Here is a 26,861-nt window from a genome sequence, read left to right as displayed (position 1 = left end):
GGTCCGAGATTACGGCAGGGAACGAAATACCGTGGTTCATCGGCGACGCACCAACCGGATGATCTTGTCCAACGCGGGTTTCACCTCGGGCACTCGGAACACCGCCAGGAGCCCGAAGGACAGTGGCAGGCCCACAACCGTCAACACGACCATCTCGATCCAGCCCTTCACCACCGGCGAGTCGACGCCCAGCCCGTGCACCACGAGCCAGGCCGCACCCGCCGCCGCGGCGAAGCCGATCGCCGACGCCACCACCGTCAGGCAGATCGTCCACGCGGTGTACCCGGTCCGCAGGCGCCCCAACCGGATCCGCAGCCACACCTGCCCGATCACCGCGCCGACCACGAAGCTGAGCGACCACGCGATCGACACCGCGACGCCGAGCTTGTCCGCCGGCACGATCGCCTCGAACAGGTAGAGCATCCCGATGCGGGCGCCGACCATGAGCGCCTGGATGAGCGTGGGCGTCCGCGCGTCCTTCATCGCGTAGAACACCCGCAGCTGCAACAACGTGATCGCGTACGGCACGAGCCCGAACACCGACAGCGCGAGCGCCGTGCCGATCCGCTCGCCGCCCTCCAACCCGGACGCGCCGTGCGAGAACACGGCCAGCCCGATCGCCACGCCCGCGACCGTCATCAACGCGCTGAACGGCATCAGCAGGATCGCCGACATCCGGTTGCCCAGCGAGAGGTCGCGGACCAGCGCGTCGGTGTCGTTCTCCGCCGCCGCACTGGACATCCGCGGCATCAACGCGGTGAGCAGCGACACGCCCAGCACGCCGTAGGGCACCTGGGCGATCAGCCACTGGTAGTTGAAGACCGTGATCGCGCCCGGGTCGTTGGTCGCCACCCGGGTCAGCACCACGATCGACGCGAACCCGAGGCCGACGTAGAGCAGCAGCCAGAAGGCCAGTCCGCCGAACTCCTTGAGCCGCGAGTCCCAGCCGAACCGCACCCGGAACCGGATGCCGGTGCGCCTCATCGCGGGCAGCATCACGGCCGCCTGCACCACCACGCCCAGCATCGTGCCGAGGCCGAGCACCAGCAGCTTCGGCTCGCCCATCCGCACCGGGTCGAGCGAGATCTCGCCGGGCATGAGCCAGTACACGCCCAGGATCAACACCACCACGATGTTGTTCAGCACGGGCGCCCACGCGGGCGGACCGAACACGTGGCGGGCGTTCAGCACCGCGCCGAGCAACGCCGACAGGCCGTAGAACACCACGCCCGGCAGCACCAGGTAGGCGAACGTGGTCACCAGCTCGGGGTTCGCCTTGGCGGAGGAGTTGCTGATGAACACGCCGGTCAACAGGTTCGCCGCGGCGACGGCGACGACCGTGCCGACGAGCAGCAGCGACACGCCCATGGTGATCATCCACTGCGCGTACGACTCGCCGCCGTCGCCGTCCTCCTTCTCCGCGCGGACCAGCAGCGGGATCGCCACACTGGTCAGCACGCCGCCGAGGAGCAGCTCGTTGATCATCGTCGGCAACGTCGTGGCGACCTGGTAGGAGTCGTTCAGGACGCCCGTGCCGATCAACGTCACCAGCAGCAGCTTCGAGCCCAGACCCGTCGCCCGGCTCACCACCGTGGCGATGGCCATCGAGCCGCTCGCCTTCGCCAGCGACGGCACCTGCCTCTTCTCGCGGACCACTGCCTCGCTCATGCCTCGCTCAACTCGCGCTCGACTTCTCCGGCGTGACACCGCTGGCGTCGTTGGGCACCTGCGCGCGGACGGCCCTGGACGCGCGGACCCGGCGGTAGATCCGCCGTGCCGACAGCAGCACGAGGGTCGCGCCCGCGAGGCAGGTGATGACAAGGGTGATCGTCCCGTACGCGGACGACGAGACCTCCAGCCGGGCGCGGTCGCCGAGTTCGACGCCGGACGGGGTGGTCAGCCGCATGTGCACGCTGAACCGCCCGGACCGCAGCACCTCCACCGGCACCGTCACCAGTCGGTCGCCGCGTGCGGGCAGCACCTGGTCGGGCAACTGCTTGGCGAGGATGCCCGGCGTGTCCTCCACGACGATCCGCACGGTGACCCGCACGTCCAGCCGGTTCTTGATGGTGACCGGGATCGGGCTGTCGCCGGAGCCCAGCAGGATCGGGCTGTTCGGCTCGTTGACCGTGACCTGGCTCTGCAACCCGTCGATCTGGCTCGTGCCCAGCGCCAACGCCGACACCGCGCCCGACTCGTCGCCGCGCCACGCCCCCGACACCACCCGGAGCAGGTCCAGCCGCAGCGGGTCGACCAGGTCGGCCGGCTGCGCGGACGCCGCGTCCTGCTGGCTCATCGCGCCGGCCATCTGCTCGAGCTGGTGGAACGAGTCGGCGACCTGCCCGGTGATGGTCGACGGGATCTCGCGGCTGCCGCCGTCGGCCGGGTAGCTGATCGTCGCGGCCTGGTCGGGTACCGCCGCGGCGAACAGCGACTCCAGGCCGGTCGCGGTCGCGTACCCGCCGCCGACCAGGAACTTCGCCGTGTCCAGGAAGGTGACGATCTCCCCGGCCGGCGCGTTCCAGCGGCGTGGCGGCGCGATCACGACGTTCTGCCCGGTGCTCTGGAACCCGGCGCGGTAAGTGAGCGCGGCGAGCGCGTTCTGCACCGACACCGGCTGGCTCTGCTGCGCCGTGGCCAACCCGGCGACCGGCCGCGCGACGGGGGTGTCGCGCAGCGCGTCCGACACCATGCCGTCCACCCGGACCGCGGTGGTGGGCGTGCCGGCGTCCCCGCCGCCCTGGTCGCCGAGCCGGACCGGGGCGGTGCCCGGCGTGCCGGCGACCGTGGACTGGTCCACGACCAGCGACGTCACGCCGCGGGTGGACAGGTCGGCGAGCGTCTGCTGGTCGACCAGGCCGTCCTCGGGCCACGTGGCGTTCGCCAGCGGCTGGACCTGGAGCACCTCGCGGATCACGTCGGCGCCCTCGAGCGCGAGCCCGGTCAGGCCGCCGAGCTTGGCCCGGGACAGCGCGACCAGGTCCGCGTCGGCGTCCGGCAGCGCGATCACGCAGCGGCCGCCGGTGCGCAGGCGCAGCTGGTCGAGCCACAGCTTGGCCTCGGACCGGCCGCGGCCCTCGTGGCCCGCGACCTGGTAGCCCTTGCTCATCGCGTCGACGGTGCGGATCAGGTCGGGGTCGACGGCCAGGCAGACGCCGGCCGCGAGCGGGCTGTCCAGGGCCGACTCGTAGGCCTTGAGCAGCGTGTACAGGCGTCCGCCGAGGCTGAGCGAGCCGGCCAGCTCGTCGTCGGAGAGCACCGCGGGCGACTCGCTGATCAACCTCGGCCGGTCGGCCAGCGGCCAGATCAGGGTCACCTTGGCGGGTGCCGCGGGCACGCCGACGCTCTCGCCGCCGGGTACCGCGACGACCGGGAGCAGCGTGCTGAGCGCGGCCAGCCGGGCGCGGCCGCCGAAGTCGGGCTGGCCGTTGATGTTGGCCAGGATCGGGTAGACGCCGGGTTTGGTGATGTCCAACGACGTGGGCGCGTCGCCCTTGAGCGGGACGGTGAGGGAGAACTGCTTCGTCTCGTTCGGCTGGAGTTCCTTGGCGATCGAGGTGAACTCCGGCTGCACGACCTCGGCGTCGGTGGGTTCGCGCAGCGCCTTGCGGACGGCGTCCTCGCTGTCGAGGGGCTGACCGCGTTCCAGGCGCAGTTCGATGTCGAAGACCTTGCGGTCGCTGACGTTGACGACCTTGCCGGAGACGGTGACCGAGTCGGGTCCGGCGGCCGTGACGACGCGCGGCGACAGCTGCTCGACGTCCAGGCGGACCCAGGTCTCGGACTGCTGGGACTGGACGCGCGTCGACCAGACCTGCGTCGCGGGGGCGGGCTTGACCGGCACGCGGCCGCCGTCGTTGGGCGCCGCGGAGGCGACCGGCGCCGCGGCGAGGAGGAACCCAGCCGCCGCAACCGCGGACAGCAGCCGTTTCACGCCGACTCCGCTCCCAGGTCAAGGCCGCCGAGCAGATCGGCGGCACGTCGCACCAGTCTGCGCTCGTCGGCGTAGGCCAGGCGTTCGTCCAGTTCCCCAAGGGGCACCCAAGCCACCTCGGTGACCTCCACGTCTTCGTCGGAAAGCTCACCACCCAACGCCTCGAGGAGGAAGTGGTGGACGGTCTTGTGCACGCGCCGATCCTCGGCGACGAACCAGTAGTCGATCGAGCCGAGTGGGCGCAACACCCTGCTATGAATACCGGTTTCCTCGGCCACTTCGCGAACCGCGGTCTGCTCGGCGGTCTCACCAGCCTCGATGTGCCCTTTGGGCAACGACCACAACAACCGCCCGCGCCGGTCGAGCCGCCCGATCACCGCCGCACAAGATCGTGAGACGTCGACCACAAGCCCCCCGGCGGACGTCTCGTCCACAGTCCGCAACCGCCGCCCCCGCCGCCGGCCACGCCGCCGCGACCTGGGAGCACCGGACCGCCCGGCCGACTGGGACATGCCCTGATGGTAGTCACGCACCGGGCCGCCCCGACGCGACAACCCGCTCCCCCTACCCGCACCCGCACGCTGCCGGCTACCCCGAACAGCGGCACCCCGGCACCGCCGAAGGCAGTGGGAATCGTTCAACAAATACCCAAGTAGGATCGTTGAACAATCCAACCTAAGAACAATTCCCACCCCCACAATGCCACCCACCCCGAACCAGACCCACGCCCCGAACACACCCCGCCACACCCGCCAAATTGAAGGCCCGCCCCGACCCCGGACCGCGCCGGGCGGGCGCGGGAACAACGGGTTCGGGAACAAACGGACAAACGAATGCCCGCGACCGGCCGCAGCGACAGGCGACAGGTGTTGGGAGGCAGGAGGCAGGAGGCAGGAGGCGGGGGGAGCAGGTGCCCGGAGGCGCAAGGCGAGCAACGGGAGGCGATCGGCGGCAGGCGTCAGTCGAACGGCGGGAGGGTCGCGACAGGTGTCGGGAGGCGGGTGACAGGTGCCGGGAGGCGAGCGGTGGGAGGCGAGCAACGGCAGGCGTCAGGCGATCGGCGGGAGGGTCGCGCGACTCCGGCAGGCAGCGGTTCACCTGGGAACAGCACCAATCGCTCAAGATCCCGACCGCTCGCCACCGACCGCCGCGCCTACCGCCCGCCCTCCCGACCGCCGCCCGGCCACCACGCCGCCCGGCCACCAACCGCCACCAACCGCCGCCCGGCCGCCGCACCGACCAGCCGCCTGACCGACCGGCCAACCGACCAACCGCCCGCCACGCCTACCGGCCAACGATCCGCCCATCCGCCCGAGGGTTACGCCGACCGACCGGCCAACCGCCCCTGGTCGCCGCCCGCCATCACACCTCCCCACCGACCGCCCGCCCGCCTGCCCGCCTGACCGGCCGCCCCACCAACGGCCCGACCGTCCACCACCTGACCGACCGCCCGTCTGACCGCCCCACCTACCGACCGCCGCCCGGACGCCGCGCCGACCGACTACCTGACCGATCGCCCGACCCCCACGCCTACCGGCCAACCATCCGCCCAACCGCCCGAGGTCACGCCGACCAACCGCGCGGCTGGCGCCCGCCACCACAGCTCCCCACCAACCGCCCGACCGCACGCCCGTCCGACCGCACGCCCGCACGCCCGCACGCCCGTCCGACCGGCCGCCCTCCGACCACCGCCCGACCACCACGCCGCCCAACCGCCCTGCCAACCGCTCGACCATCTCCGAGCGACGGGGTGCCCAGCACCGCGCGCCGAGGAATGTGGGATTGTTGAACGATTCTCTTCGGGTAGTTCGGGAGCCGGGCGGTTCCCAGTAGGGTGGCTCCTCGTGTCCGGGTCGAACGTGTCCGCCGCGCAAGACGGTGCGCAGGACGGTGCGCTTGTTGGATTGTTGAACGATTTTCCCGTCACCCAGGAACTGGCCAAGCGGTTCGCCGCAGCCGGGTTCCGGCTGTACCTGGTCGGCGGGAGCGTGCGGGACGCGTTGCTCGGGCGGGCGGTCGGCGACCTGGACTTCACGACCGACGCCCGGCCCGAGGCCATCCTGGGGCTGCTCAAGGGCTGGGCCGAGGCCATCTGGGACACCGGGATCGCGTTCGGCACGGTCGGCGCCGCCAAGTACGGGCACACCGTCGAGATCACCACGTTCCGCGCCGACACCTACGACGGCGTCACCCGCAACCCCGAGGTGACGTTCGGCGACACCATCGAGGGCGACCTGGTCCGCCGCGACTTCACCGTCAACGCGATGGCCTTCGACATCGCCGGCAACACCCTCGTGGACCCCACCGGCGGTCGGGCGGCGCTCGACGCCCGGGTCCTCGACACCCCGGCCACCCCCGAGCAGAGCTTCGACGACGACCCGCTGCGCATGCTCCGCGCCGCCCGCTTCGTCTCGCAGCTGGGCTTCCACCCGGCCGACCGGGTCCGTCGGGCCATGACCGACATGGCCGGCCGCATCGAGCGCATCACCGCCGAACGCGTCCAGGCCGAGCTGTCCAAGCTCCTCCTCGGCGCGAACCCGCGCGAGGGCGTCGAGCTGGTCGTGGCCACGGGCCTGGCCGACCACGTGCTCCCCGAGCTGCCCGCGATGAAGCTCGAGATCGACGAGCACCACCAGCACAAGGACGTCTACAGCCACTCGCTGACCGTCCTCGACCAGGCGATCGACCTGGAGACCGACGGCCCGGACCTCACCCTCCGGCTGGCCGCCCTGCTGCACGACATCGGCAAGCCGGGCACCCGCCGGTTCGAGGACGGCGGCGGCGTGAGCTTCCACCACCACGAGGTCGTCGGCGCGAAACTGGTGCGCAAGCGTTTGCGCGCGCTCAAGTACGCCAAGGACATCACCGAGGACGTCGCCCAGCTCGTCTACCTCCACCTGCGCTTCCACGGCTACGGCTCGGGCGAGTGGACCGACTCGGCGGTGCGCCGGTACGTCACCGACGCCGAGCACCTGCTGACCCGGCTGCACAAGCTGGTCCGCGCCGACTCGACCACCCGCAACAAGCGCAAGGCCAACGCGCTCCAGCGCACCTACGACGACCTCGAACGACGCATCGAGCGGCTGGCCGAGGAGGAGGACCTCAAGCGGGTCCGGCCCGACCTCGACGGCAACGAGATCATGCGGCTGCTGAACCTGGAGCCCGGCCCGAGCGTCGGTAGGGCGTGGAAGTTCCTCAAAGAACTCCGACTCGACCGCGGCCCGCTCGACCACGACGCAGCCGTGGCCGAACTGCTCGCCTGGGCGCAGCGAGAGGGAATACACCCCCCGATGTAACCGAATACGACACCCAGCCGGCCGAATTGTGACGACTCGTTGGCCAAGTGACAGCGAGTTGCGACACCATGACTGTGCGCGTCGAACGCACAGGGGGTGGTGCGCGTGAACGCTTGGGGATTGTCCACCGAGGGGGGAACCCGAGCAGGTGACCTGGCGGCGTTGTCCGACCAGCAGCGTGTGGTCCTGCGGTGCCTGGCCAGGGGGTTGGCCGACCACGAGATCGCGCGGGTGCTGGCGCTCAGCCAGTCCCAGGTCGGAGGGGTGGTCACCGACATCCTGCGGGTGCTGAGCCTGCGGGACCGGATGGCGGCCGTGGTCTTCGCCCACGAGACGGGGGTGATCCGGCTACCCGTGCCCCGTGACCTGACCGCGCCGCGCTAGCAGCAGGAACCCGCCGGCGCCGACCAGGTACACGGCCGTCGCGGCGAGCACGAGGCCGGGAGACCGGCCGTCCAGGGGGACCAGTGCCGCCGCGACGGACACGGCGGCGACCTGCGAGGCGTTGAACAGCGTGTCGTACAAGGCGAACACGCGGCCGCGCACCTCGTCGCCGACGTCGCCCTGCACCGAGGCGTCCACGCACAGCTTGATCGTCTGCCCGGCGTAGGTGAGCAGGAACGACGCCACGAGGATCGTCGGCAGCAGCATCGGCAGCCCGAGCCCGACCTGGGTGACCGCCGCGAGCACCAGCGCGCCGACCACGACGCCGCGCCGCCCGAACCGGTCCACGAGCCGGTCGGTGACCAGGCCGGCGACCAGGATGCCCAGCCCGCCCGCCACCGCGACCTCGCCCAACCCGGCCAGCCCGGCCTTGAACGGCCCGAAGTCGGTCAGCGTGTTGCGCATCAGCAGCAACGTGAGCAGCAGCGACGCCCCGAACCCGATCCGGTGGGCGAGCAGTGCCAGCAGCGCGGCCGTCACGCTCGGCGTGTGCCACGCGGCCCGCCCGCCGTCGAGCAGCCCGCGCGCCACGGCGGTGATCGTGCGACTGGGTTCGTCCACCTCGTCCGGCCCCAGCACGCCGCGCCCGAACCGGGACGCCAGGAAAGCCGCGAGCACCGACCCGACCACCGCGACCGACGTGGTCCACGACGAGCCGCCGTCGCCCGCGCCGAGCAGTCCGCGCAACCCGACCGCGCAAGCCGCGCCGACGACCGCCGTCAACGCGCCGAGCGTCGTCACGAACGCGTTGGCCTCGACCAGGTGGTCGCCCTCGACCACGTGCGGCAGCGCGGCCGACGACCCCGAGCCGACGAACCGGCTGACCCCGGTGACCATCAGCGCGGACGCGTACAGCGGCACGCCGTCCAGCCCCGCACCCACCGCCAACGCCGTGAGCAGCACGAACACCGCGCGCACCAGGTTGGCCACGACGAGCACCCGCCGCCGGTCCCACCGGTCGAGCAGCGCGCCCGCGAACGGGCCGACGACCGAGTAGGGGAGCAGCAGCACGGCGAACCCGGCGGCGATGGCCAGCGGGTCGGCGTGTCTCTCCGGGTTGAACAGGACCGCGCCCGCGAGGCCGGCCTGGAACAGGCCGTCACCCCACTGGGCCGCGAGGCGGGACAGCAGCAGTCGGCGGAAGTCCGGGATCGCGAGGAGTTTCCGGACGCCGAGGTGGTGCTGGGACGCGGTCGTCCCGGCGGTCGTCACGGGGTGAAGCCTATGCCTCCCGGTCGACCGGCCAGGAAACGCGGCGAGAACCGCGGAGGCCGGATCCACGAGGGGATCCGGCCTCCAGGGCATCGGGTGCCCGGTCGCCTCTCGGCGGTTCGCACTGCGCGGCTCCAGCCGGACGGTATTCCGCGGAGGCGGTTTTCTCTGGGTCCGGGGGACTCGAAGACACCCGACTCCTCCCTCAACGAACGGACCCCGTCGGATGTTCCACCCCGGGTGTGCGCACGGCGTCTGGGATCATGGACTCCGTGCGAGCTGATGCCGACGTCGAGCCGGGGACACTGCTGGTGGCGGCCACGAGCCTGACCGACTCGAACTTCCGGCGCACGGTGGTCTACATCATCGACCACCGGGACCAGGGGACGTTGGGCGTGGTGCTGAACCGGCCGAGCGAGGTCGCGGTGCACGACGTGCTGCCGAACTGGGGTCCGCACGTGTCGAACCCGCAGTCGGTGTACATCGGCGGCCCGGTGGAGCAGAAGACCGCGCTGTGCCTGGCGACCCTGAAAACCGGCCAGGACCACCGGTCGATCGACGGGGTGGTCGGCGTGCACGGCCCGGTGGCGCTGATCGACCTGGACTCGGACCCGGACGCGCTGGCGCCGAAGGTGCGCGGCATGCGGGTGTTCGCCGGCTACGCGGGCTGGGGCGACGGCCAGTTGGCGGGCGAGATCGACCGCGGCGGCTGGATCGTCGTGCCCGGCCTGCCGGACGACGTGCTGACCCCGCCGGACGTCGACCTGTGGGGTCGGGTGCTGCGCCGCCAGGGCATACCGACGGCGCTGCTCGCGACCTACCCCTCCGACGTGCGCCGCAACTAGCGGCGGTCCCCACCCGGTGAACGCCGGGTGGGGACCGGGCGTCACAGCACGATGTTGACCAGTCGGCCGGGCACCACGATGACCTTGCGCGGGGTCGCGCCGCCGGTCGCCGCGGCCACCTTGTCGTCGGCCAGCACGGCGGCCTTGACCTCGTCCTGGCCTGCGGACGCGGCGACGACCACGCGGGCCTTCACCTTCCCGTTCACCTGCACGGGGTACTCGACGGTGTCCTCCACCAGGTACTTCTCGTCCGCCGCCGGGAACGGGCCGTGCGCCAGGGACGTCGCGTGCCCCAGCCTGGACCACAGCTCCTCGGCCACGTGCGGGGCCAGCGGGGCCAGCATCAGCACCAGCGGCTCCAGCAGCGCACGGGGCGCGCCGGACGCGTAGTGCTTGGTCACGAAGTTGTTCAGCTCGATCAGCTTCGCGCCGGCCGTGTTGTACCGCAGGTTCGCGTAGTCGTCGTGCACGCCCGCGATCGTCCGGTGCAGCAGGCGCAGCGCGTCCTCGGACGGCTCGTCGGCGGTGACCCGCAGCCCGCCGGTCGTCTCGTCCACCAGGTTGCGCCACAGCCGCTGGAGGAACCGCTGCGCGCCGACGACGTCCTTGGTCGCCCACGGCCGGGACACGTCCATCGGCCCCATGGACATCTCGTAGAACCGGAAGGTGTCGGCGCCGTACCGCTCGCACATCTCGTCCGGCGTCACGACGTTCTTCAGGCTCTTGCCCATCTTGCCGTACTCGCGGCGCACCTCCTCCGAGCGGAAGAAGTACTTCCCGTCGCGCTCCTCGACCTCCTCGGCCGGCACGTAGACCCCGCGGGCGTCGACGTAGGCGTACGCCTCGATGTAGCCCTGGTTGAACAGCCGCCGGTACGGCTCGTCGCCGGACACGTGGCCCAGGTCGAACAGCACCTTCTGCCAGAACCGCGCGTACAGCAGGTGCAGCACCGCGTGCTCGACGCCGCCGATGTACAGGTCGACGCCGCCGGGGTCGGTCGCGCCGTGCTCGGCCGGGCGCGGGCCCAGCCAGTAGCGCTCGTTCTCCTCGTTGACGAACCGGGTCGACTCGGTCGGGTCCACGTACCGCAGCTGGTACCAGCACGAACCGGCCCAGTTGGGCATCGTGTTGGTCTCCCGGCGGTACGTGCGCGGCCCGTCGCCCAGGTCCAGCTCGACGGTCACCCAGTCGCCCGCCCGGGACAGCGGCGGCGACGGCTCGGAGTTCGCGTCGTCGGCCTCGAACGTGCGCGGCGAGTAGTCGTCCACGTCGGGCAGTTCGATCGGCAGCATCGACTCGGGCACCGCGACGGGCGTGCCGTCTTCGTCGTACACGATGGGGAACGGCTCGCCCCAGTAGCGCTGCCGCGAGAACAGCCAGTCGCGCAGCTTGAACTGGACGGTGCCCTCGCCGTGGCCGTGCTCCTCCAGCCACGCGATGATCGCCTTCTTGCCGTCGGCGACGTCCAGCCCGTCCAGGAACCCGCTGTTGATCGCCGCGCCGGACCCGGTGTAGGCCTCGCCCTCGAAGTCCGCGGGCGGTCGCACGGTCCGGATGATCGGCAGGTCGAACGCCTTCGCGAAGTCCCAGTCGCGCTGGTCCTGGCCGGGCACCGCCATGATCGCGCCGGTGCCGTAGCCCATCAGCACGTAGTCGGCGACGTAGACGGGCAGCTCGCGCCCGTCGACCGGGTTGACCGCGACCGCGCCGGTGAAGACGCCGGTCTTCTCCTTGTTCTCCTGGCGGTCCAGCTCGCTCTTGCGGGCGACCTCGCGCCGGTACGCCTCGATCGCGGCGACCTGCCCGGGCGCGGCGATCTCGTCCACCAGCGGGTGTTCGGGCGCCAGCACCACGTAGGTCGCGCCGAACAGGGTGTCCGGGCGGGTGGTGAACACCTCGACCCGGTGGTCGCCGACCGCGAACCGGACCCGGGCGCCGTGCGAGCGGCCGATCCAGTTGCGCTGCATGGCCTTGACCTTCTCCGGCCAGTCCAGCCGCTCCAGGTCGTCCACCAGGCGGTCCGAGTACGCGGTGATCCGCATCATCCACTGGCGCAGGCTGCGCCGGAACACCGGGAAGTTGCCGCGCTCGCTGCGCCCGTCGGAGGTGACCTCCTCGTTGGCCAGCACGGTTCCCAGGCCGGGGCACCAGTTCACCGGCGCCTCGGACAGGTAGGCCAGCCGGTGCCCGCCCAGCACCTTCTCCCGCTCGGCGCCGGTCAGCTCGGCCCACGGGCGGTCCGCGACGCGCTCACCGGACGCGTACTGCGCCTCCAGCTCGGCGATCGGCCGGGCGCGACCGGCGGTCTCGTCGTACCAGGAGTTGTAGATCTGCAAGAAGATCCACTGCGTCCACCGGTAGTACGCCGGGTCGATGGTGGAGATGCGCCGGCGCTCGTCGTGGCCCAGGCCCAGGCGGCGGATCTGCCGCAGGTAGGTCTGGATGTTGTCCTCGGTGGTCTTGCGCGGGTGCTGCCCGGTCTGCACGGCGTACTGCTCGGCGGGCAGGCCGAACGCGTCGAAGCCCATGGTGTGCAGCACGTTGCGGCCGGCCATCCGGTGGTACCGGGCGAACACGTCGGTGCCGATGAACCCCAGCGGGTGGCCGACGTGCAGACCCGCGCCGGAGGGGTACGGGAACATGTCCTGGACGAACAGCTTGTCGGCCGGGACCTCACCCCGGAGCGGGCCGACCGGGTTGGGGGCGTGGAAGGTGCCGTGCTCCTCCCAGTGCGCCTGCCACCGCTTCTCGATCTCCCCGGCCAGTTCCGCGGTGTAGCGGAACGCCGGCGTCTCGGCCGCCTCGGTGCTCATCTCGGGATGTCCCTCTCGGATCGACAGCCTGCCCTAACACGACGAAACCCCTCAGCCCGGGAACGGGCGTGAGGGGTTGCCGCGCCTGACCTCCTCGCGGGGGTCGGCGCGGCTAGCTAAGGAGCAGGCGGGCCGTGCTCATGTCGTCAACGGTATCAGCGGAGTGCGAGCGCGATGAACTGGGTGGACCAGTCGGGGGAGAAGTTGTCGTCGCTGACCAGCACCAGCGTGCGCTCGCCGGTCGGCAGCCGCGGGCCCCAGGTGAGGCCCTCGACGTTGTCGGTCGGCAGCGGGAAGTCGGCCAGGTCGGCGAGCAGCGTCTTGCGCACCGGCCGGGCGTTCGCCGGGATGGCGTCGGTCGGGTTCGTGCCGAGGTTGGTCGCGCCGAGCGTGTCGACCTGGAACAGCCGCACCTTGTAGTCCGGGCCGGGGATCCAGGTGCGTTCGAGGGCGTAGTAGCGGCCGGGCACGTACTGGTCGGCGAGCAGCGCGGGCACGCCGGTGTCCGGGCCGTACGGGCCGGGTTCGGGCGTGGCGAACAGCTTCTCCAGCTCGTAGACGTGCTGGGTGAGCACGTGCCCGAACCGGTCCTGCACGGTGAGCCGGTTGCGCGCGCCGTGCGCGGTGGTCGGCTGGTCGCCGTCCTGGAGCAGCGGGCCCTCGACCACGGTGGTGACGAGCGCGCCGCCCGCGGAGAACGCCAGCGACTCCAGCGCCTGGTTGCGGCGCGGACCGCGGTCGGCCTCGATCGCGTAGTTCTTCGGCAGCGGGAAGTTCCGGTCGTACCCGCCGGTGCGGGTCGAGCTCTGGACCGACGGCTGCACGAGCGCGGTCGCCGTGCGGTCGCCCTCCTGGGTCCACCAGTACTTCCCGGTGAGCGGGTCGACCCGGATCTCCTCGGGGTCGATCGCGTTCGCCGGGTCGGCGGCGGGCGAGGGGTACACCTGCCCGTTCGGCCGCTTGAGCTGGTGCACGCTCGTGACCTGCACGTTCTTCGGGCCCTGCGCCGTGACGTCGAGCGTCGCGGTGTAGAGGCGGGGCGCCTCGGTGTAGCCGCGGTCGTCGCTGATCAGCACGTACTCGCCGGTGCGCGGGTCGCGGTCGATGCCGGAGAGGCCGCCGACGGTGGTGTCCTGGAAGCGGAGCTTGTGCGGGACGGTGGTGAAGCCGAGGTAGCGGACCTGCGGCGCCGCCTGCGCGGGTGGTGCGACGAGCAGTGCCGCAGCGGCTGCGACGACCACCGCACATGACCTGAGTCTCATGATGATCACTCTTCCGGTGATCGCGCAGGTCAGGAACCCTCCTCTTCGGGTGAACCCGGTTCGACCCGCCGTGGTGGTCGGATCTACGCTCGGCAGCGTGAACATCGTGCTGCTCGTGGTGTTGGGCCTGGTCGGGGTCGCTTTCGTCGCGACCGGCTTCCTCGGCGTGCGCGGCAGGCTGCGCCCGAACCGCTTCTTCGGGGTCCGCACGGCGGCCACGCTGCGTGACGAGGAGACGTTCGCGGTGGCGAACCGGATCTCGGGCGTGCCGATCCTGGTCGCCGGCCTCGTGGCCCTCGCCTCGGGCGTCGTGGTCGCGGTGAACCCGTCGACCGCCCTCGTGGTCGGCCTGGTGGGCCTCGTGGGCACCCTGGTCATCGCCGCGGCGGGCAGCGTCGTGGCCCACCGGGCGGCCGAAGCCCTGCCCGCCGCGGAACCCGCCGGCTGCGGCGGTTGCGCGTGCGCCGGCGCGTGCGGCGTGTTGCAGCGCGCCTGACCTTCCGCCTCGGCGGCTAGACCGACCGGGCCGGCATGTGCCAAGGCTCGGTCGGCAGCACGCTGCCGGTTTCCAGCAGCGACTTCAGGTTCGACAGCACGGCGGGCCAGCCGCCCGAGACGGCGGCGAGGTCGGACTCGGACGCCAGGTTCTCGTGGGTCACGGTCAGGCGCACGATCGGGCCGTGTTGTTCCACGTGGAACGTCACGGTCGAGGTGACGTCCGGGGTGGCCGGTTCGGCCCACGTCGTCACCAGGCGGGTCGGGGGAGTGCTTTCCACGACGGTGCCCACCACGTCGACCGCGTCGGAGTCCAGGCGGCGGTGGGCCCACGGCGCGCCGGGCTCCCAGGTCGACTCGTTGCGGTGGCCCCAGTAGGTGGCGGTGAGGTCGGCGTCGGTCAGCGCCTCCCACACCCGCTCGGCGGTGCTCTCGATGTAGGTCACGTACACGAAATCGGGTTTCACGACGGTCTCCGCTCGGCGTTTGATCGCGTTCAGGGCATCCAGACGCGGGCGTTCGAAGCGGGAGATCCACCGGTCCTGCACCTCGTGCAGCGGCACGGGGTTCAGGTAGTGCAGCTTCTCCCGACCGCGGCGGACCGAGGTGACCAGGTTCGCCGCTTCGAGCACGCCCAGGTGTTGGGTGGCGGACTGCCTGGTCATGCCCAGGCTCGCGCACAGCTCCGACAACGTCTGGCCGTTGCGCTCGTGGAGTCGGTCGAGCAGGTAGCGACGGGTGTCGTCGGCCAGCGCCTTGAAGACCTTGTCCACACCGCGAACATTAGGCAGGTAAATGCCTGCATGTCAACGCACGCCAAGAAACCCGCAGGTCAGAGCGGGGATCAGACCGGGCGGAACTGGGGTTCGGCGATCGGTTTGGCGGTCGACACCGTCACCGAGTCGAGCAGGCGCTCGAGGGCGGCCTCGACGTCTTCCTTCCACGAGGACGCGCTGCGCAGCTCCAGGCGCAACCGCGGCCAGCGCGGGTGGGGGCGGAGGGTCTTGAAGCCCACCTGGAGGAGGAAGTCGGCCGGGATCACGCACGACGGCTTGTCCGGGTCCGGCTGGTTGTCGCCGAACGCCTCGACCGCCTTCACGCCGCGACGGGTCAGGTCCTTCGCCACCGCCTGGACCAGCACGCGGGCCAGGCCGGTGCCGCGGAACTCCGGCAGCACCTCGAGCGAGGTGATCAGCACGGCGTCCGCCGACACGGGTGAGGTGGGGAACGCCAGGGAACGCGGGACGGCGGCGGGCGGCGCGTAGAAGACCGAGCCGGCCGGGATGCCGTCGCAGTACACGATCCGACCGCAGGAGCCCCACTCCAGCAGCACGCTGGAGACCCAGGCCTCCTTCTCGAACTCGGTGTCCCCGAACTCCTCGGCCTGCTCCTTGAGGTGCGGCGCGAGCTCCCAGAAGACGCACGTGCGGCTGTGCTTGGACAGGTTCTCGAGGTTGTCCAGAGTGACGCCCACAACGCGTCGCGACACTCGGACCTCCCAGACCCCCGCTTGCACAGTGCAACCCCTACGAGGATATGCGGATGTGACCCCTGCCCGGAAGGCAGATGCCCCGAACGGGACGGCGGTTACACTCAGCCGGGAACAAACCCGCCGGTAACCACTGCTAACGGAGTTCCCCGTGAACCTACCCGGACAGCCGCCCAAGCCGGGCGCCAGAAGCCTCGACCCCCACCTGCGCCGGTACGCCGCGCGCACGGCAGGGATGACGGCATCGGAGATCCGGGCGCTCTTCGCGGTGGCGAGCCGGCCCGAGGTGGTGTCCCTGGCGGGGGGGATGCCGCACCTCGCGGCACTTCCGCTCGACGCGCTCAGCGCCGAGGTGGGCGACATCGTGGCCAAGGACGGCCTGGTCGCGCTCCAGTACGGCAGCGCCCAGGGCATCCCCGAGCTGCGCGAGCAGGTGTGCGACGTGATGGCCCTGGAGGGCATCCACGCGCACCCGGACGACGTCGTGATGACCGTCGGGTCGCAGATGGGCCTGGACATGGTCACCCGGATCTTCTGCGACCCCGGTGACGTGGTGCTCGCCGAGGGTCCGTCCTACGTCGGCGCGCTCGGCTCGTTCTCGGCCTACCAGGCGCAGGTCGTGCACGTCGGGATGGACGCCGACGGCCTGGTCCCGGAGGCGCTGCGGGCGGCCATCGCGGCCGTCGAGAAGACCGGGCAGCGGGTCAAGTTCCTCTACACCATCCCGAACTTCCACAACCCGGCCGGCATCACGCTGGCCGTGTCGCGGCGGGCCGAGGTGCTGGAGATCTGCCGCCGGCACAACATCCTCGTGGTCGAGGACAACCCGTACGGGCTGCTGGGCTTCGACGGCGTCACCTACCCGGCGCTGCGCTCGACCGACCCGGACAACGTGGTGTACCTGGGCTCGTTCTCCAAGACGTTCGCCGCGGGCCTGCGGGTGGGCTGGGTGCTCGCGCCGCACGCCGTGCGGGAGAAGCTGGTGCTGGCGGCCGAGTCCGCCACGCTGTGCCCGCCGACCCTGAACCAGCTGATCGTGTCGCGCTACCTGTCGACGCACGACTGGAAGGGTCAGATCAAGATCTACCGCGAGGCCTACCGGGAACGCCGGGACGCCGCGATCTCCGCCCTCGAGCAGCACATGCCGCTTGGTTCCACGTGGAACAAGCCCAACGGCGGGTTCTACGTCTGGCTGACCGTGCCCGAGGGCATCGACACCAAGGCCATGCTGCCGCGCGCCATCACCCAGCGGGTCGCGTACGCGTCGGGCACCGGGTTCTACGCGGACGGGCTCGGCAGCCGCCAGCTGCGGATCTCGTACTGCTACCCGACGCCCGAGCGGATCCGCGAGGGTGTCCGCCGGCTCGCCAACGTCATCAAGGACGAGATGGAGCTGCACGAGACGTTCGGACCGGCCACGCCGGGCCGCGCGATCCCGGGTCCGCAGAACCCCTCGCCCGACACCGCCTGATCAGGAGTAGTGAGTTGTCCAACCGCTGGGTCGCAGTGCTGTCCGGTGGCCTGTCGCACGAGCGGGAGGTGTCCCTGCGGTCCGGTCGCAGGTTGTCGGCCGCGCTCCGCTCGGCAGGTCTCGTGGTCGAGGAGTGGGACGCGGACGGGCGGTTGCTGACGCGCTTGCGCGAGCACCGGCCGGACGCCGTGGTCGTCGCGCTGCACGGCGGCGAGGGCGAGAACGGGTCGGTGCAGACGATCCTGGAGCTCGCCGGGGTGCCGTTCGTCGGCACGGACTCGCGCGCGTGCCGACGGGCGTGGGACAAGCCGACCGCGAAGGCCGAACTGGCCAGGGCCGGTCTCGCCACGCCGGAGTGGGCCGTGCTGCCGCGCGACACGTTCCGGGAGCTGGGCGCGACGCCGGTGCTCGACCAGATCGTGAGCCGGCTCGGGCTGCCGCTGATGCTGAAGCCGGACCAGGGCGGCTCGGCGCTGGGCGCCCAGGTCGTGCGCAACGCGACGGACCTGCCGGCCGCGATGGTCGGGTGCCTGGCGTACGGGAACACGGTGCTGGCCGAGCGGTTCATCGAGGGCGTAGAGGTCGCGGTCGCGGTGGTCGACGGTCCGGACGGGCCGTACGCGCTGCCGGCGGTGGAGATCGTGCCGGAGGACGGGATCTACGACTACACGTCGCGGTACACCGCCGGGCTCACCGACTTCCACGCGCCGGCGCGGTTGGACGAGAAGGCGTCCGCGGCGGTGGGGGAGCTGGCCGTCGCGGCGCACCGGCTGCTCGGGCTGCGGGACGTGTCGCGGACGGACGCGATCGTGGCGGCCGACGGCACGGTCCACTTCCTGGAGGTGAACGTGTCGCCGGGGTTGACCGAGACGTCGCTGCTGCCGATGGCGGTCGAGGCCTCCGGCGGGTCGTTGGGCGACATCTACGCCGGTCTCGTGGAACGCGCGGTCAACCGCTAGACGACGCTAGAAACACTTACGGCCCGTGTTCCTCGGAACACGGGCCGTATTTGTCACCGTGACATAAGACCCCGGTGTGATCCCTAGTCGGCCGAACGAGTCCGATTTGTCTGTTCCGGCGACATGAGGTGGATGATCCTTTCAAGATCGTCCACGGACCCGAATTCGACCACGATCCGGCCCTTCCGCTGCCCGAGTTCGACCTTCACGCGGGTGTCGAAGCTGTCCGACAACCGCTCGGCCAACTCCTGGAGACCCGGCGCGAGCATCGGCTTGCGCCGGACCGCCTTCGCCTTCGCGGGCTCGGCGCCCTTCGCCAGCGTCACGGCCTCCTCGGTCGCGCGGACCGACATGCCCTCCGCGACGATCCGGGTCGCCAGCTCCTCCTGCGTCCCCGCGTCCTCCAACCCGAGCAGCGCGCGGGCGTGACCGGCGGACAGCACGCCCGCCGCCACCCGCCGCTGCACGGGGAGGGGGAGCTTGAGGAGTCGGATCGTGTTGGTCACGACCGGCCGGCTGCGGCCGATCCGGTCGGCCAACTCCTCGTGCGTCACGCCGAACTCCTGGAGCAGCTGCTGGTACGCCGCCGCCTCTTCGAGCGGGTTCAGCTGCACGCGGTGGATGTTCTCCAGCAGCGCGTCACGCAGCATCACGTCGTCCGCCGTGTGCCGGACGATCGCGGGGATGGTCTTCAAGCCGGCCAACTGGGTGGCGCGCCAGCGGCGCTCACCCATGACCAGTTCGTAGGTGTCGGTCCCGGTCGCCCGCACGACGATCGGTTGCATGAGACCGAACTCGCGGATCGAGTGCTCCAGCTCGCGCAGCGCGTCCTCGTCGAACACCTGCCGCGGCTGCTTCGGGTTCGTGCGGATCGCGGTGACCGGCAGCTCCTGGTACACGGCGCCGGCCACTTCACCGCCCTCGATCGGGGCGGCCTGCGCAGGCAGGGTCTTGACACCGTTCGGAACGGCCCGGATCGGTGTGGGAGCACCCGGCGGCGGACCACTCGGGATCAGAGCCGCCAGTCCTCGGCCCAGACCGCCCCTGCGCTGTTCCGTCATGCCGACCCCATCTCCGCGCCGAACTCGGCGATTTCCCGTGCCGCGTCGAGGTAGCTCATCGAGCCCCGTGAGCCGGGATCGTAGGTGAGCACCGTCTGACCGAATCCTGGTGCCTCGGAGACCTTCACGCTCCGCGGGATGACCGTCTTCAGCACCGTGTCACCGAAGTGGCCGCGCACCTCGCTGGTCACCTGGTCGGCCAGCTTCGTGCGGCCGTCGTACATGGTGAGCAGGATCGTGGAGACGTTCAGGTGCGGGTTCAGGTGCGCCTGCACGAGTTCGATGTTGCGCAGCAGCTGGCCCAACCCCTCCAGCGCGTAGTACTCGCACTGGATCGGGATCAGCACCTCCTGGGCGGCGCACATCGCGTTGACGGTCAGCAGGCCGAGCGAGGGCGGGCAGTCGATGAACACGTAGTCCGGCTGGATGGTGTCCAGCGCCTCGGGGCTGAGCGCCTCCTTGAGCCGGGACTCGCGCGCGACCATCGAGACGAGTTCGATCTCCGCGCCGGCCAGGTCGATCGTGGCGGGCACGCAGTAGAGGTTGGGGGACGTCGGGCTCACCTGGGCGGCCTCGGCCACGGACATCTCGCCGATCAGCACCTCGTAGACGGAGGGGGTGCCGGAGCGGTGTTCGACGGCGAGCGCGGTGCTCGCGTTGCCCTGCGGGTCGAGGTCGATCACGAGCACCTTGAGCCCGTGGATCGCGAGTGCGGCGGCGATGTTCACCGTGCTGGTCGTCTTGCCCACGCCACCCTTCTGGTTCGCGACGGTGAAGACGCGACGGCGGGCGGGGCGGGGGAGGGAGGAGGAGTCGGGGTGCAGCACGCGGGTAGCACGCGCTGCTTCTTCCGCGATCGGGGTCCACACGGTGTTTTCTCCTGCGGGGTCCACGGTGTTGGTCGGGCGGAGCACTTCACCCGCGCCCACTGCGCCGTACTCGGTTTCACGTGAAACACCGGCCGCTTGGAACACCGGCTGCAAGGGGTCGGGGCTCACGATCACCGTTCCTTCCTTCTGCGGCGGGCCGCGGCACGGCCCGTCGGCTCGTCGCGCTCCACCAGCACGACGGTCGTCGGTAGTTCGAGAACGTCGCCGCCGACCGTGGTCACGCTCATCCGGGAGCCCCCGGCCCTGCGCACCGCGTCGGCGTCGCGCTCCAGTTCCTCCGCGGCGCTCTCACCTTTGAGCGCCACCAGGCGACCACCCGGCCGCAACAACGGCAGGCACCACCGCGCCAGCTTCTCCAGGGGAGCGACCGCGCGTGCGGTCACCGCGTCGCTCCCGTCGAGCTGCTTGCGCACCGGTCCTTCCTCGGCACGGCCGCGCAGCACCGTCACGTTCGCCAGGCCGAGCGCGTCGACGCACTCGGTCAGCCACTTCACCCGACGCTCCATCGGCTCCAGGAACGTCAGGTCGAGGTCGGGTCGGACGATCGCCAGGGGGACGCCCGGCAGTCCGCCGCCCGAGCCGACGTCGACCACCCGACTGCCCTCGTCGAACAGCTCGGCGACCACGGCGGAGTTGAGGAGGTGACGGTCCCAGAGGCGGTCGACCTCACGTGGTCCGATGAGCCCGCGCTCGACTCCCTGTTCGGACAACATCGTGGCGAAGGCGACCGCCTTGTCGGCGTGGTCACCGAAGACCTGCTTCACGCGGTCTTCGACATCTCCGGTCATGGCTCCGTCCGGGGGCGTTTCACGTGAAACCACACGGCGCGGAGACCGGTGGGATGGAGGTGGGCTGCCGCGGACGTGCCGCGAAACAGGCTGGGATCACTATGACGGATCACCGGCCCGTGATGCCAAATCCGAGAGCGTGTTTCACGTGAAACTTGGCGCACGTCCATCGGCCGGGCGTTTGCGCCAGAGTTCGAGCGCGTAGTCCACCGACTCGACGTGCTCTTCGGGGATCTCGTCCAGGGCGAACCACGCGGCCTGGTCGGTCGACCCGTCGACCTCGAACGTCAACTCGCCGCCCACCACGTGCGCCTCGTACAGGACGCGGATCCGGTGGTAGTCCCACTCCTCGCCGTCCCGGTCGAGGGGACCGTGCACGGTCTGGATGCCGAGCAGCGCGTCCACCGCCGCGTGGTAGCCGGTCTCCTCGAACACCTCCCGGACCACCGCGTCGTACGGGTCCTCGCCGTGCTCCAGTCCGCCACCGGGCAGGATCCACATCGGCCTGTCCGGTCCCAGCCACCGCGACAGCAGGATCCGCCCCTCGTCCACCACCACCGCGTACGCCGCCACCCGCAGCTTCCGGATCTGAGTCATACCGCGACCGTTTCACGTGAAACACGGCGAAGGGAAGCGATCGTGTTCCACGTGAAACAACAAGGAGATCTGTTGTACCGAGTCCGCCCGGGGTTGAGCATCGACTCCCACCCGCTCGACCTGACCCACGTCCGCGCGTACGCCCGACACGGCGTCACGCTCGTGGTGTCCGCGCTGACCGACCAGGAGAACGCCGAGCTCGACCTGCGCGCCGAGGGGGACACCGCGCGCTCGGCCGGCATGCGCTTCCGGTCGGTGCCGATCCCGGACTACGGCGTGCCGGGGGAGGAGCCCGCACTGGACGACGTGGCGCGCGAGGTCGAGGACGGCCACGTCCTCATCCACTGCTGGGGCGGCGTCGGCCGCTCGTCGCTCCTCGCCGCCGCCGTGCTCGTCCACCTCGGCGTCCAGCCCGTCGACGCGTGGAGGGAGATCGCCGCCGCGCGGGGGAGGGACGTGCCGGAGAACGACGCGCAGCGGGAGTGGGTCGACCGGTTCCACCGCGCCCGCCGAGTCGGGCGGTGACCACGGGACCTCGATCCGGCCGGGAGACCCCGGCACGCAGAACGCCCCCGGTTCCTCGTCGGGAACCAGGGGCGTTCGGACCTGCGGACGATCAGGGCTTCGGCAGCACCACGACTCGGCGCTGCGGCTCCTCGCCCTCGCTCTCGCTGTGCACACCCGCCACCGCGGCGACGGCGTCGTGCACGACCTTGCGCTCGAACGGGGTCATCGGGTGCAGGCGCACCTTCTCACCCGAGGCCGCCACCTTCTCGGCCGTGGTGCGACCGAGGTCGGCGAGTTCCGCCCGTCGACCGGCGCGCCACCCGGCGATGTCCAGCATGAGCCGGCTGCGCACGCCGGTCTCCTGCTGCACGGCCAGCCGGGTCAGCTCCTGCAACGACTCCAGGACGGTGCCGCGTTGGCCGACCAGCTTCTCCAGGTCGTCACCACCGTCGATGCTGACGATCGCCCGACCGGCCTCGACGTCCAGGTCGATGTCGCCGTCGTAGTCGAGCAGGTCGAGCAGCCGCTCCAGGTAGTCACCCGCGATGTCGCCCTCCTGGACGAGCAGGTCCTCCGAACTCCCCGAGCGCGCCTGCGGGACTTCCTCCTCCGCCGGGGCGTCCGAGTCGGTCGCCTGCAACGTCTCCGACACGATGTCTCCTCTCCAGGGTCAACGACGCTTCTTGTTGCCCTGCTTCTTGCTCACGGAACGGTCCGGGCTCAGACCGGGAATCTCGGTGGACGGCTTGCCGTTGGCGGCGGGCTCGTCCTCGGGGGCGCTGTCCTGCACGGCCGGCTTGGCGGTGGCGGAAGCGGTGCCGGCGGGCTTGGCGGCGGGCTTCGCACCGGCGGCCGGCTTGGCGCCCGGCTTGGGCGCACCGGGCTTCGCCGCGGTGGGCTTGGCTCCCGGCTTCGGCGCGAGGGCCTGGCGCTGGGTGGTGGCGGCGACCTTCTTCGCCTCCTCCTCGCGGTCGATGCGCGAGTACACGAGGCGCTGCTGACCGAGCGTCCAGCCGTTGTTGCTCAGCCAGTAGAGCAGGATCGCGACGGGGAAGAAGAGGCCACCCACGAGCACGCCCAGCGGGAAGACGTACAGCGTCAGCTTGTTCATGATCGCGGTCTGCGGGTTGTCGGTCGCGGCCTGCGCCTGGCGGGCGACCGAGTGCCGCGCGGTGAAGTGCGTCGCGATGGAGGCGATGATCATCAGCGGGATCGACACCAGCATCACGGACGTGCGCTCGGTGCCGAACTTCGCCAGGTCCTCGGCCGGCATGGTGATGAACGTCGACAGGTTCGCGCCGAACAGCTTCGCGTTGACGAACGAGTCGACGCCCGCCTTGTCGAAGAAGTAGACCTCGCCCCAGCCGGGCCTGAACGAGCGCAGCACGTGGAACAGACCGATGAACACCGGGATCTGGACCAGCATGGGCAGGCAGCCGCCGAGCGGGTTGACCCCGTGCTCGGACTGGAGCTTCTGCATCTCCTGCGCCTGGCGCTGCTTGTCGTTCGCGTACTTCTTCTTGATCTTCTGAAGCTCCGGCGCGAACTCCTGCATCTTCCGCATGGAGCGCACCTGGCCGACGAACGGCTTGAACAGCAGCGCCCTGAGCGTGAAGACCAGGAACACCACCGACAAGGCCCACGCGAACCCGCTCGACTCGCCGAAGACGTGGCCGAACACCCAGTGCCAACACCACAGGATGAAGGACACCGGGTAGTAGATGAAGTTGAGCACTAGCTACTCCTCGGCAGGAAGGTCGGGGACCGTGGTCCGCCTCGGCGGTACCGGGTCCAGGCCACCAGGGTGCCAGGGTCCGCAGCGGCCGAGCCGGCGAATCGTCAGCCAGCTGCCGCGCAACGGACCGTGGACGGTCAGCGCTTCGACCGCGTAGGCGCTACAGGACGGGTGGAAACGGCAGGTCGGCGGCAGCGCGGGCGACACGAACCGCCGGTAGAAGCGGATCGGCAGCAGCAGCACGCGCGTCACCGGACCGACCTGTGCGGTCGTCATCGCGGGCACCCCCGTCGTCGCGGCGTCGCGGTCATCGCAGGACCTTGCGGAGCGCCGCGTCGAGGTCGCGCCCCAACTCGGCGCTGTCCGCGTCCGCCGAAGGGGCCAACGCGCGCACGACCAGCGAAGTTCCAGACGGCAGGTCCGCCAGCCGGTCCCGGACCAGGTGTCGCAACCGGCGACTCACCCGGTGGCGGACGACGGAGTTGCCGACGGTCTTGCTCACGACGAAGCCCACCTTGGGGGAGGTTCCCCCCGAGGTGGGCTGCGACGAGGTACGCGGTCCCGCCGACGGGAGGCCTTGCGGCCCGGCCCCGTCGGGCGGGATCGACGTCAACACGTGCACGACGAGCCGAGGCCGTCCGGCCCGGCGGCCTCGGCGGACCACCAGGCCGAAGTCCTGGCTGCGGGTCAGCCGGTTGGCCGCGGGTAGCACGGCGCTGCGGCGATCAGGCGGACAGCTGCTTGCGGCCCTTGCCACGCCGCGCGGCCAGGATGGCGCGACCGGCACGGGTGCGCATGCGCAGCCGGAAACCGTGCGTCTTCGCACGGCGGCGGTTGTTGGGCTGGAAGGTGCGCTTACCCTTGCTCACGGTCGGACTCCCGGTGCATCACAGGTCGGTGGTCGTCCCCGGCGACAGGCAGTCAGGCGCACGCGAAAGGCGCCCCTGGAAAGCAGGAGACCCCCCGAGGGTACGCAGGCCGACCCCGGTACCTCAAATCGGGGTGGTGCCGGCCACCCTCCGTGCCCCGAAAACGCTTGCGCGGCGGTGCGCCTTGTGAGCCGGCCCCCACCTTGTTAGCGTGCTCCCTTCGCGGGTGGTCTCCGGTGGGCCCGGAGCCGCCGGGAGGACTGTTCACGGTCCGGAAGCAAGCGGGGGGATCCGCCACACGCCGACCCCCGTTCGTGCACAGTTGTGGATAACTCTGTGGATACCTCTATTCTCCGTGTCCACGTCGTGGCACAGCGCCGCGGGGGAACCGAGGGGAGGGGAGCGCGGAGGTGTCCGACCACCAGGCCGACTTGGGTCTCGTCTGGGAGCAGGTCGTGCAGGAACTCGCCGCCAGCACACTTTCTCCCCAGCAACGCGCGTGGATGCGGGTGACCAGGCCCATCGGCCTGCTCGACGGCACCGCGCTGCTGGCCGCGCCGAGCGACTTCGCGAAGGAGGCGATCGAGCGCGCGCTGCGCGACCCGATCACCGCCGCGCTGTCCCGTCGGCTCGGCCGTGCCGTGTCCCTGGCGGTGAAGGTCGACTCGCCGGAGCCGAGCAGCCCGCCGACCACGCCCATCCCCGTCCAGGTGCTCCCGTCCCTGCCACCGCTGCCGCCGGCGCCGAACGGCGAACTGCCGCTCGTCGTGCCGACGGCGCCGACGCAGGTCGAGGAGACCGAGGTCGCCGCCGAGGCCGAAGAGGTGGACGAGCAGGCCGAGGCACTGGCCACCGTCACCGAGATCTGGCCGACCTACAGCGGCGGCGCGACGGCCACCGCCTCGCCGAGCGGCACGCCGTTCACCCGTCCGGCGAACCCGGCGTCGTCGCAGACCAGGCTCAACGAGAAGTACAACTTCGACACGTTCGTGATCGGCGCGTCGAACCGCTTCGCGCACGCGGCGGCGGTCGCGGTCGCCGAGGCGCCGGCCCGCGCGTACAACCCGCTGTTCATCTGGGGCGAGAGCGGACTGGGCAAGACGCACCTGCTGCACGCCGTCGGGCACTACGCCCAACGGCTGTTCCCCGGGATGCGGGTCCGGTACGTCTCGACCGAGGAGTTCACGAACGACTTCATCAACTCGCTGCGCGACGACCGCAAGGTGGCGTTCCAGCGCCGCTACCGCGACATCGACGTGCTGCTGGTGGACGACATCCAGTTCCTGGAGGGCAAGGAAGGCACCCAGGAGGAGTTCTTCCACACCTTCAACACGCTGCACAACTCGAACAAGCAGATCGTGGTGTCCTCCGACCGGCCGCCGAAGCGGCTGGAAACGCTGGAGGACCGCCTGCGCACCCGGTTCGAGTGGGGCCTGATCACCGACATCCAGCCGCCCGAGCTGGAAACCCGGATCGCGATCCTGCGCAAGAAGGCGGCCCAGGACCGGTTGGCCGCGCCCGCCGAGGTGCTGGAGTTCATCGCGGCCCGGATCGAGCGCAACATCCGCGAGCTGGAGGGCGCCCTCATCCGGGTGACCGCGTTCGCCTCGCTCAACCGGCAGCCGGTCGACGTGCAACTGGCCGAGATAGTGCTCCGGGACCTCATGCCCGACTCGCACGCGCCGGAGATCACCGCGCCGACGATCATGGCGGTCACCGCCGAGTTCTTCGGCGTGACGATCGAGGACCTGTGCGGTCCGGGCAAGACGAAGGTGCTCGCGCAGGCGCGGCAGATCAGCATGTACCTCTGCCGCGAGCTGACCGACCTGTCGCTGCCGAAGATCGGGCAGACGTTCGGCGGCCGCGACCACACGACCGTCATGCACGCGGACAAGAAGATCCGCAAGGAGATGGCCGAGCGCCGGCGCATCTACGACCAGGTGCAGGAGTTGACGTCGCGCATCAAGCAGCGCGCGCGCCACATGCCCTGACCTCCGATCCGCGTCCGAAGGGCGCCACTCCCGCACCGGGGGTGGCGCCCTTCGGCGTTGCGGGACGCCTCCGCACCCGGGTGCGGGTGTCGTCGTCGCACCCGGGTGCACCCCGGGGGAGCCGGGGGCGCGGGGGGCGGGCGGTGGTGGGGGCGCCCACCCCGAGCGGCCCCGGGGGGGGGGGGGAGGGGGCGCCCCCGGGG

General features: G+C 71.0%; 25 protein-coding genes. 8 read left to right on the top strand and 17 right to left on the bottom strand.

Going from position 1 to position 26,861, the window contains the following annotated elements; translation table 11 throughout:
- Positions 1–36 precede the first annotated feature (36 nt).
- The 3 genes from murJ to AB0G50_RS02290 are packed head-to-tail and all read right to left on the bottom strand — an operon-like array spanning position 37 to position 4,446.
- The gene (murJ, locus tag AB0G50_RS02300) at positions 37–1,668 is read right to left on the bottom strand and encodes a murein biosynthesis integral membrane protein MurJ (protein WP_360101333.1); all 1,632 of its coding nucleotides are present in this window, start codon (positions 1,666–1,668) and stop codon (positions 37–39) included.
- A 7-nt stretch (positions 1,669–1,675) separates the two neighbouring features.
- On the bottom strand, positions 1,676–3,934 hold the full coding sequence (locus AB0G50_RS02295; protein WP_360101331.1) for a DUF6049 family protein: 2,259 nt from the start codon (positions 3,932–3,934) through the stop codon (positions 1,676–1,678).
- Positions 3,931–4,446 carry an NUDIX hydrolase gene (locus AB0G50_RS02290; protein ID WP_360101329.1) on the bottom strand — a complete coding sequence of 172 codons (516 nt, stop codon included), beginning with the start codon at positions 4,444–4,446 and terminating at the stop codon, positions 3,931–3,933. The genes AB0G50_RS02295 and AB0G50_RS02290 overlap by 4 nt, the downstream gene beginning before the upstream one ends.
- Before the next feature lie 1,347 nt (positions 4,447–5,793).
- Here AB0G50_RS02290 and AB0G50_RS02285 point away from each other — a divergent pair.
- Together AB0G50_RS02285 and AB0G50_RS02280 are read left to right on the top strand one after the other, a co-directional pair.
- Complete coding sequence (locus tag AB0G50_RS02285) at positions 5,794–7,230, top strand: CCA tRNA nucleotidyltransferase (RefSeq protein ID WP_360101823.1); 1,437 nt, start codon at positions 5,794–5,796, stop codon at positions 7,228–7,230.
- 105 nt (positions 7,231–7,335) lie between these two features.
- Positions 7,336–7,614 carry a LuxR C-terminal-related transcriptional regulator gene (locus tag AB0G50_RS02280; protein WP_360101327.1) on the top strand — a complete coding sequence of 93 codons (279 nt, stop codon included), beginning with the start codon at positions 7,336–7,338 and terminating at the stop codon, positions 7,612–7,614.
- On the opposite strand, the gene AB0G50_RS02275 is transcribed toward AB0G50_RS02280, so the two are convergent.
- Positions 7,579–8,886 carry an MFS transporter gene (locus tag AB0G50_RS02275; protein WP_360101325.1) on the bottom strand — a complete coding sequence of 436 codons (1,308 nt, stop codon included), beginning with the start codon at positions 8,884–8,886 and terminating at the stop codon, positions 7,579–7,581. The genes AB0G50_RS02280 and AB0G50_RS02275 overlap by 36 nt on opposite strands.
- A gap of 263 nt (positions 8,887–9,149) precedes the next feature.
- On the opposite strand from AB0G50_RS02275, the gene AB0G50_RS02270 reads away from it, so the two are divergent.
- Positions 9,150–9,731: a YqgE/AlgH family protein gene (locus AB0G50_RS02270; protein ID WP_360101323.1), complete on the top strand. Its 582-nt coding sequence runs from the start codon at positions 9,150–9,152 to the stop codon at positions 9,729–9,731.
- 41 nt (positions 9,732–9,772) lie between these two features.
- Here AB0G50_RS02270 and leuS read toward each other — a convergent pair whose 3' ends face one another.
- Both leuS and AB0G50_RS02260 read right to left on the bottom strand, forming a co-directional pair.
- Positions 9,773–12,544 (bottom strand): leucine--tRNA ligase, encoded by a 2,772-nt coding sequence (leuS, locus tag AB0G50_RS02265; RefSeq protein WP_360101321.1) that lies wholly within the window; start codon positions 12,542–12,544, stop codon positions 9,773–9,775.
- Between the two features lie 155 nt (positions 12,545–12,699).
- Complete coding sequence (locus AB0G50_RS02260) at positions 12,700–13,785, bottom strand: esterase-like activity of phytase family protein (RefSeq protein WP_360101319.1); 1,086 nt, start codon at positions 13,783–13,785, stop codon at positions 12,700–12,702.
- A gap of 118 nt (positions 13,786–13,903) precedes the next feature.
- On the opposite strand from AB0G50_RS02260, the gene AB0G50_RS02255 reads away from it, so the two are divergent.
- Complete coding sequence (locus tag AB0G50_RS02255; protein ID WP_360101317.1) at positions 13,904–14,302, top strand: SdpI family protein; 399 nt, start codon at positions 13,904–13,906, stop codon at positions 14,300–14,302.
- 16 nt (positions 14,303–14,318) lie between these two features.
- On the opposite strand, the gene AB0G50_RS02250 is transcribed toward AB0G50_RS02255, so the two are convergent.
- Positions 14,319–15,074: a metalloregulator ArsR/SmtB family transcription factor gene (locus tag AB0G50_RS02250; protein ID WP_360101315.1), complete on the bottom strand. Its 756-nt coding sequence runs from the start codon at positions 15,072–15,074 to the stop codon at positions 14,319–14,321.
- A 71-nt stretch (positions 15,075–15,145) separates the two neighbouring features.
- A complete protein-coding gene (locus AB0G50_RS02245) occupies positions 15,146–15,790 on the bottom strand; it encodes a GNAT family N-acetyltransferase (protein ID WP_360101313.1) in 645 nt (214 codons plus the stop codon).
- Between the two features lie 151 nt (positions 15,791–15,941).
- Here AB0G50_RS02245 and AB0G50_RS02240 point away from each other — a divergent pair, with 151 nt between their 5' ends.
- Both AB0G50_RS02240 and AB0G50_RS02235 read left to right on the top strand, forming a co-directional pair.
- Positions 15,942–17,261: a PLP-dependent aminotransferase family protein gene (locus tag AB0G50_RS02240; RefSeq protein WP_360101311.1), complete on the top strand. Its 1,320-nt coding sequence runs from the start codon at positions 15,942–15,944 to the stop codon at positions 17,259–17,261.
- Positions 17,262–17,275: 14 nt separating this feature from the next.
- Positions 17,276–18,220, top strand: coding sequence for a D-alanine--D-alanine ligase (locus AB0G50_RS02235; protein WP_360101309.1), 945 nt, complete (start codon positions 17,276–17,278; stop codon positions 18,218–18,220).
- 83 nt (positions 18,221–18,303) lie between these two features.
- Here the strand turns inward: AB0G50_RS02235 and AB0G50_RS02230 are convergent, their stop codons facing one another.
- The 4 genes from AB0G50_RS02230 to AB0G50_RS02215 form a co-directional block, all read right to left on the bottom strand.
- Complete coding sequence (locus AB0G50_RS02230) at positions 18,304–19,281, bottom strand: ParB/RepB/Spo0J family partition protein (protein WP_360101307.1); 978 nt, start codon at positions 19,279–19,281, stop codon at positions 18,304–18,306.
- Positions 19,278–20,195, bottom strand: a complete 918-nt coding sequence (locus tag AB0G50_RS02225; RefSeq protein WP_360101821.1) for a ParA family protein — start codon at positions 20,193–20,195, stop codon at positions 19,278–19,280. Before AB0G50_RS02225 ends, AB0G50_RS02230 begins: the two co-directional genes overlap by 4 nt.
- Before the next feature lie 86 nt (positions 20,196–20,281).
- Positions 20,282–20,959 carry a 16S rRNA (guanine(527)-N(7))-methyltransferase RsmG gene (gene rsmG / locus AB0G50_RS02220; RefSeq protein ID WP_360101304.1) on the bottom strand — a complete coding sequence of 226 codons (678 nt, stop codon included), beginning with the start codon at positions 20,957–20,959 and terminating at the stop codon, positions 20,282–20,284.
- A 144-nt stretch (positions 20,960–21,103) separates the two neighbouring features.
- A complete protein-coding gene (locus AB0G50_RS02215; RefSeq protein WP_360101301.1) occupies positions 21,104–21,556 on the bottom strand; it encodes an NUDIX hydrolase in 453 nt (150 codons plus the stop codon).
- 72 nt (positions 21,557–21,628) lie between these two features.
- On the opposite strand from AB0G50_RS02215, the gene AB0G50_RS02210 reads away from it, so the two are divergent.
- Positions 21,629–22,081 carry a hypothetical protein gene (locus tag AB0G50_RS02210; RefSeq protein WP_360101298.1) on the top strand — a complete coding sequence of 151 codons (453 nt, stop codon included), beginning with the start codon at positions 21,629–21,631 and terminating at the stop codon, positions 22,079–22,081.
- A gap of 91 nt (positions 22,082–22,172) precedes the next feature.
- Here the strand turns inward: AB0G50_RS02210 and AB0G50_RS02205 are convergent, their stop codons facing one another.
- Genes AB0G50_RS02205 through rpmH form a run of 5 tightly spaced genes read right to left on the bottom strand, consistent with a single transcriptional unit; the run spans position 22,173 to position 24,667 of the window.
- Positions 22,173–22,715 (bottom strand): R3H domain-containing nucleic acid-binding protein, encoded by a 543-nt coding sequence (locus AB0G50_RS02205; protein WP_360101295.1) that lies wholly within the window; start codon positions 22,713–22,715, stop codon positions 22,173–22,175.
- Positions 22,716–22,733: 18 nt separating this feature from the next.
- The gene (yidC, locus tag AB0G50_RS02200; protein ID WP_360101292.1) at positions 22,734–23,798 is read right to left on the bottom strand and encodes a membrane protein insertase YidC; all 1,065 of its coding nucleotides are present in this window, start codon (positions 23,796–23,798) and stop codon (positions 22,734–22,736) included.
- Positions 23,799–23,801: 3 nt separating this feature from the next.
- The gene (gene yidD, locus AB0G50_RS02195) at positions 23,802–24,074 is read right to left on the bottom strand and encodes a membrane protein insertion efficiency factor YidD (RefSeq protein WP_360101289.1); all 273 of its coding nucleotides are present in this window, start codon (positions 24,072–24,074) and stop codon (positions 23,802–23,804) included.
- A gap of 31 nt (positions 24,075–24,105) precedes the next feature.
- A complete protein-coding gene (rnpA, locus tag AB0G50_RS02190) occupies positions 24,106–24,510 on the bottom strand; it encodes a ribonuclease P protein component (protein ID WP_360101286.1) in 405 nt (134 codons plus the stop codon).
- A gap of 13 nt (positions 24,511–24,523) precedes the next feature.
- The gene (gene rpmH, locus AB0G50_RS02185) at positions 24,524–24,667 is read right to left on the bottom strand and encodes a 50S ribosomal protein L34 (protein ID WP_073897783.1); all 144 of its coding nucleotides are present in this window, start codon (positions 24,665–24,667) and stop codon (positions 24,524–24,526) included.
- A 410-nt stretch (positions 24,668–25,077) separates the two neighbouring features.
- Between rpmH and dnaA the strand changes: the two genes are divergently transcribed.
- Positions 25,078–26,658 (top strand): chromosomal replication initiator protein DnaA, encoded by a 1,581-nt coding sequence (gene dnaA, locus AB0G50_RS02180; protein WP_360101282.1) that lies wholly within the window; start codon positions 25,078–25,080, stop codon positions 26,656–26,658.
- Positions 26,659–26,861: the final 203 nt, after the last annotated feature.

The sequence above is a fragment of the Actinosynnema sp. NPDC020468 genome (assembly GCF_040642015.1).
GTDB lineage: Bacteria > Actinomycetota > Actinomycetes > Mycobacteriales > Pseudonocardiaceae > Actinosynnema.
The sequence above is the reverse complement of the archived record's forward strand: the minus strand, read 5'-3'. Positions and strand labels throughout refer to the sequence as shown.

Coding starts and splice junctions, on each gene's coding strand:
- AB0G50_RS02290 (WP_360101329.1), bottom strand. CDS start 4,446: ATGTCCCAGTCGGCCGGGCGGTCCGGTGCTCCCAGGTCGCGGCGGCGT.
- AB0G50_RS02215 (WP_360101301.1), bottom strand. CDS start 21,556: ATGACTCAGATCCGGAAGCTGCGGGTGGCGGCGTACGCGGTGGTGGTG.
- AB0G50_RS02270 (WP_360101323.1), top strand. CDS start 9,150: ATGGACTCCGTGCGAGCTGATGCCGACGTCGAGCCGGGGACACTGCTG.
- yidD (WP_360101289.1), bottom strand. CDS start 24,074: ATGACGACCGCACAGGTCGGTCCGGTGACGCGCGTGCTGCTGCTGCCG.
- rsmG (WP_360101304.1), bottom strand. CDS start 20,959: ATGACCGGAGATGTCGAAGACCGCGTGAAGCAGGTCTTCGGTGACCAC.
- leuS (WP_360101321.1), bottom strand. CDS start 12,544: ATGAGCACCGAGGCGGCCGAGACGCCGGCGTTCCGCTACACCGCGGAA.
- AB0G50_RS02230 (WP_360101307.1), bottom strand. CDS start 19,281: ATGACGGAACAGCGCAGGGGCGGTCTGGGCCGAGGACTGGCGGCTCTG.
- murJ (WP_360101333.1), bottom strand. CDS start 1,668: ATGAGCGAGGCAGTGGTCCGCGAGAAGAGGCAGGTGCCGTCGCTGGCG.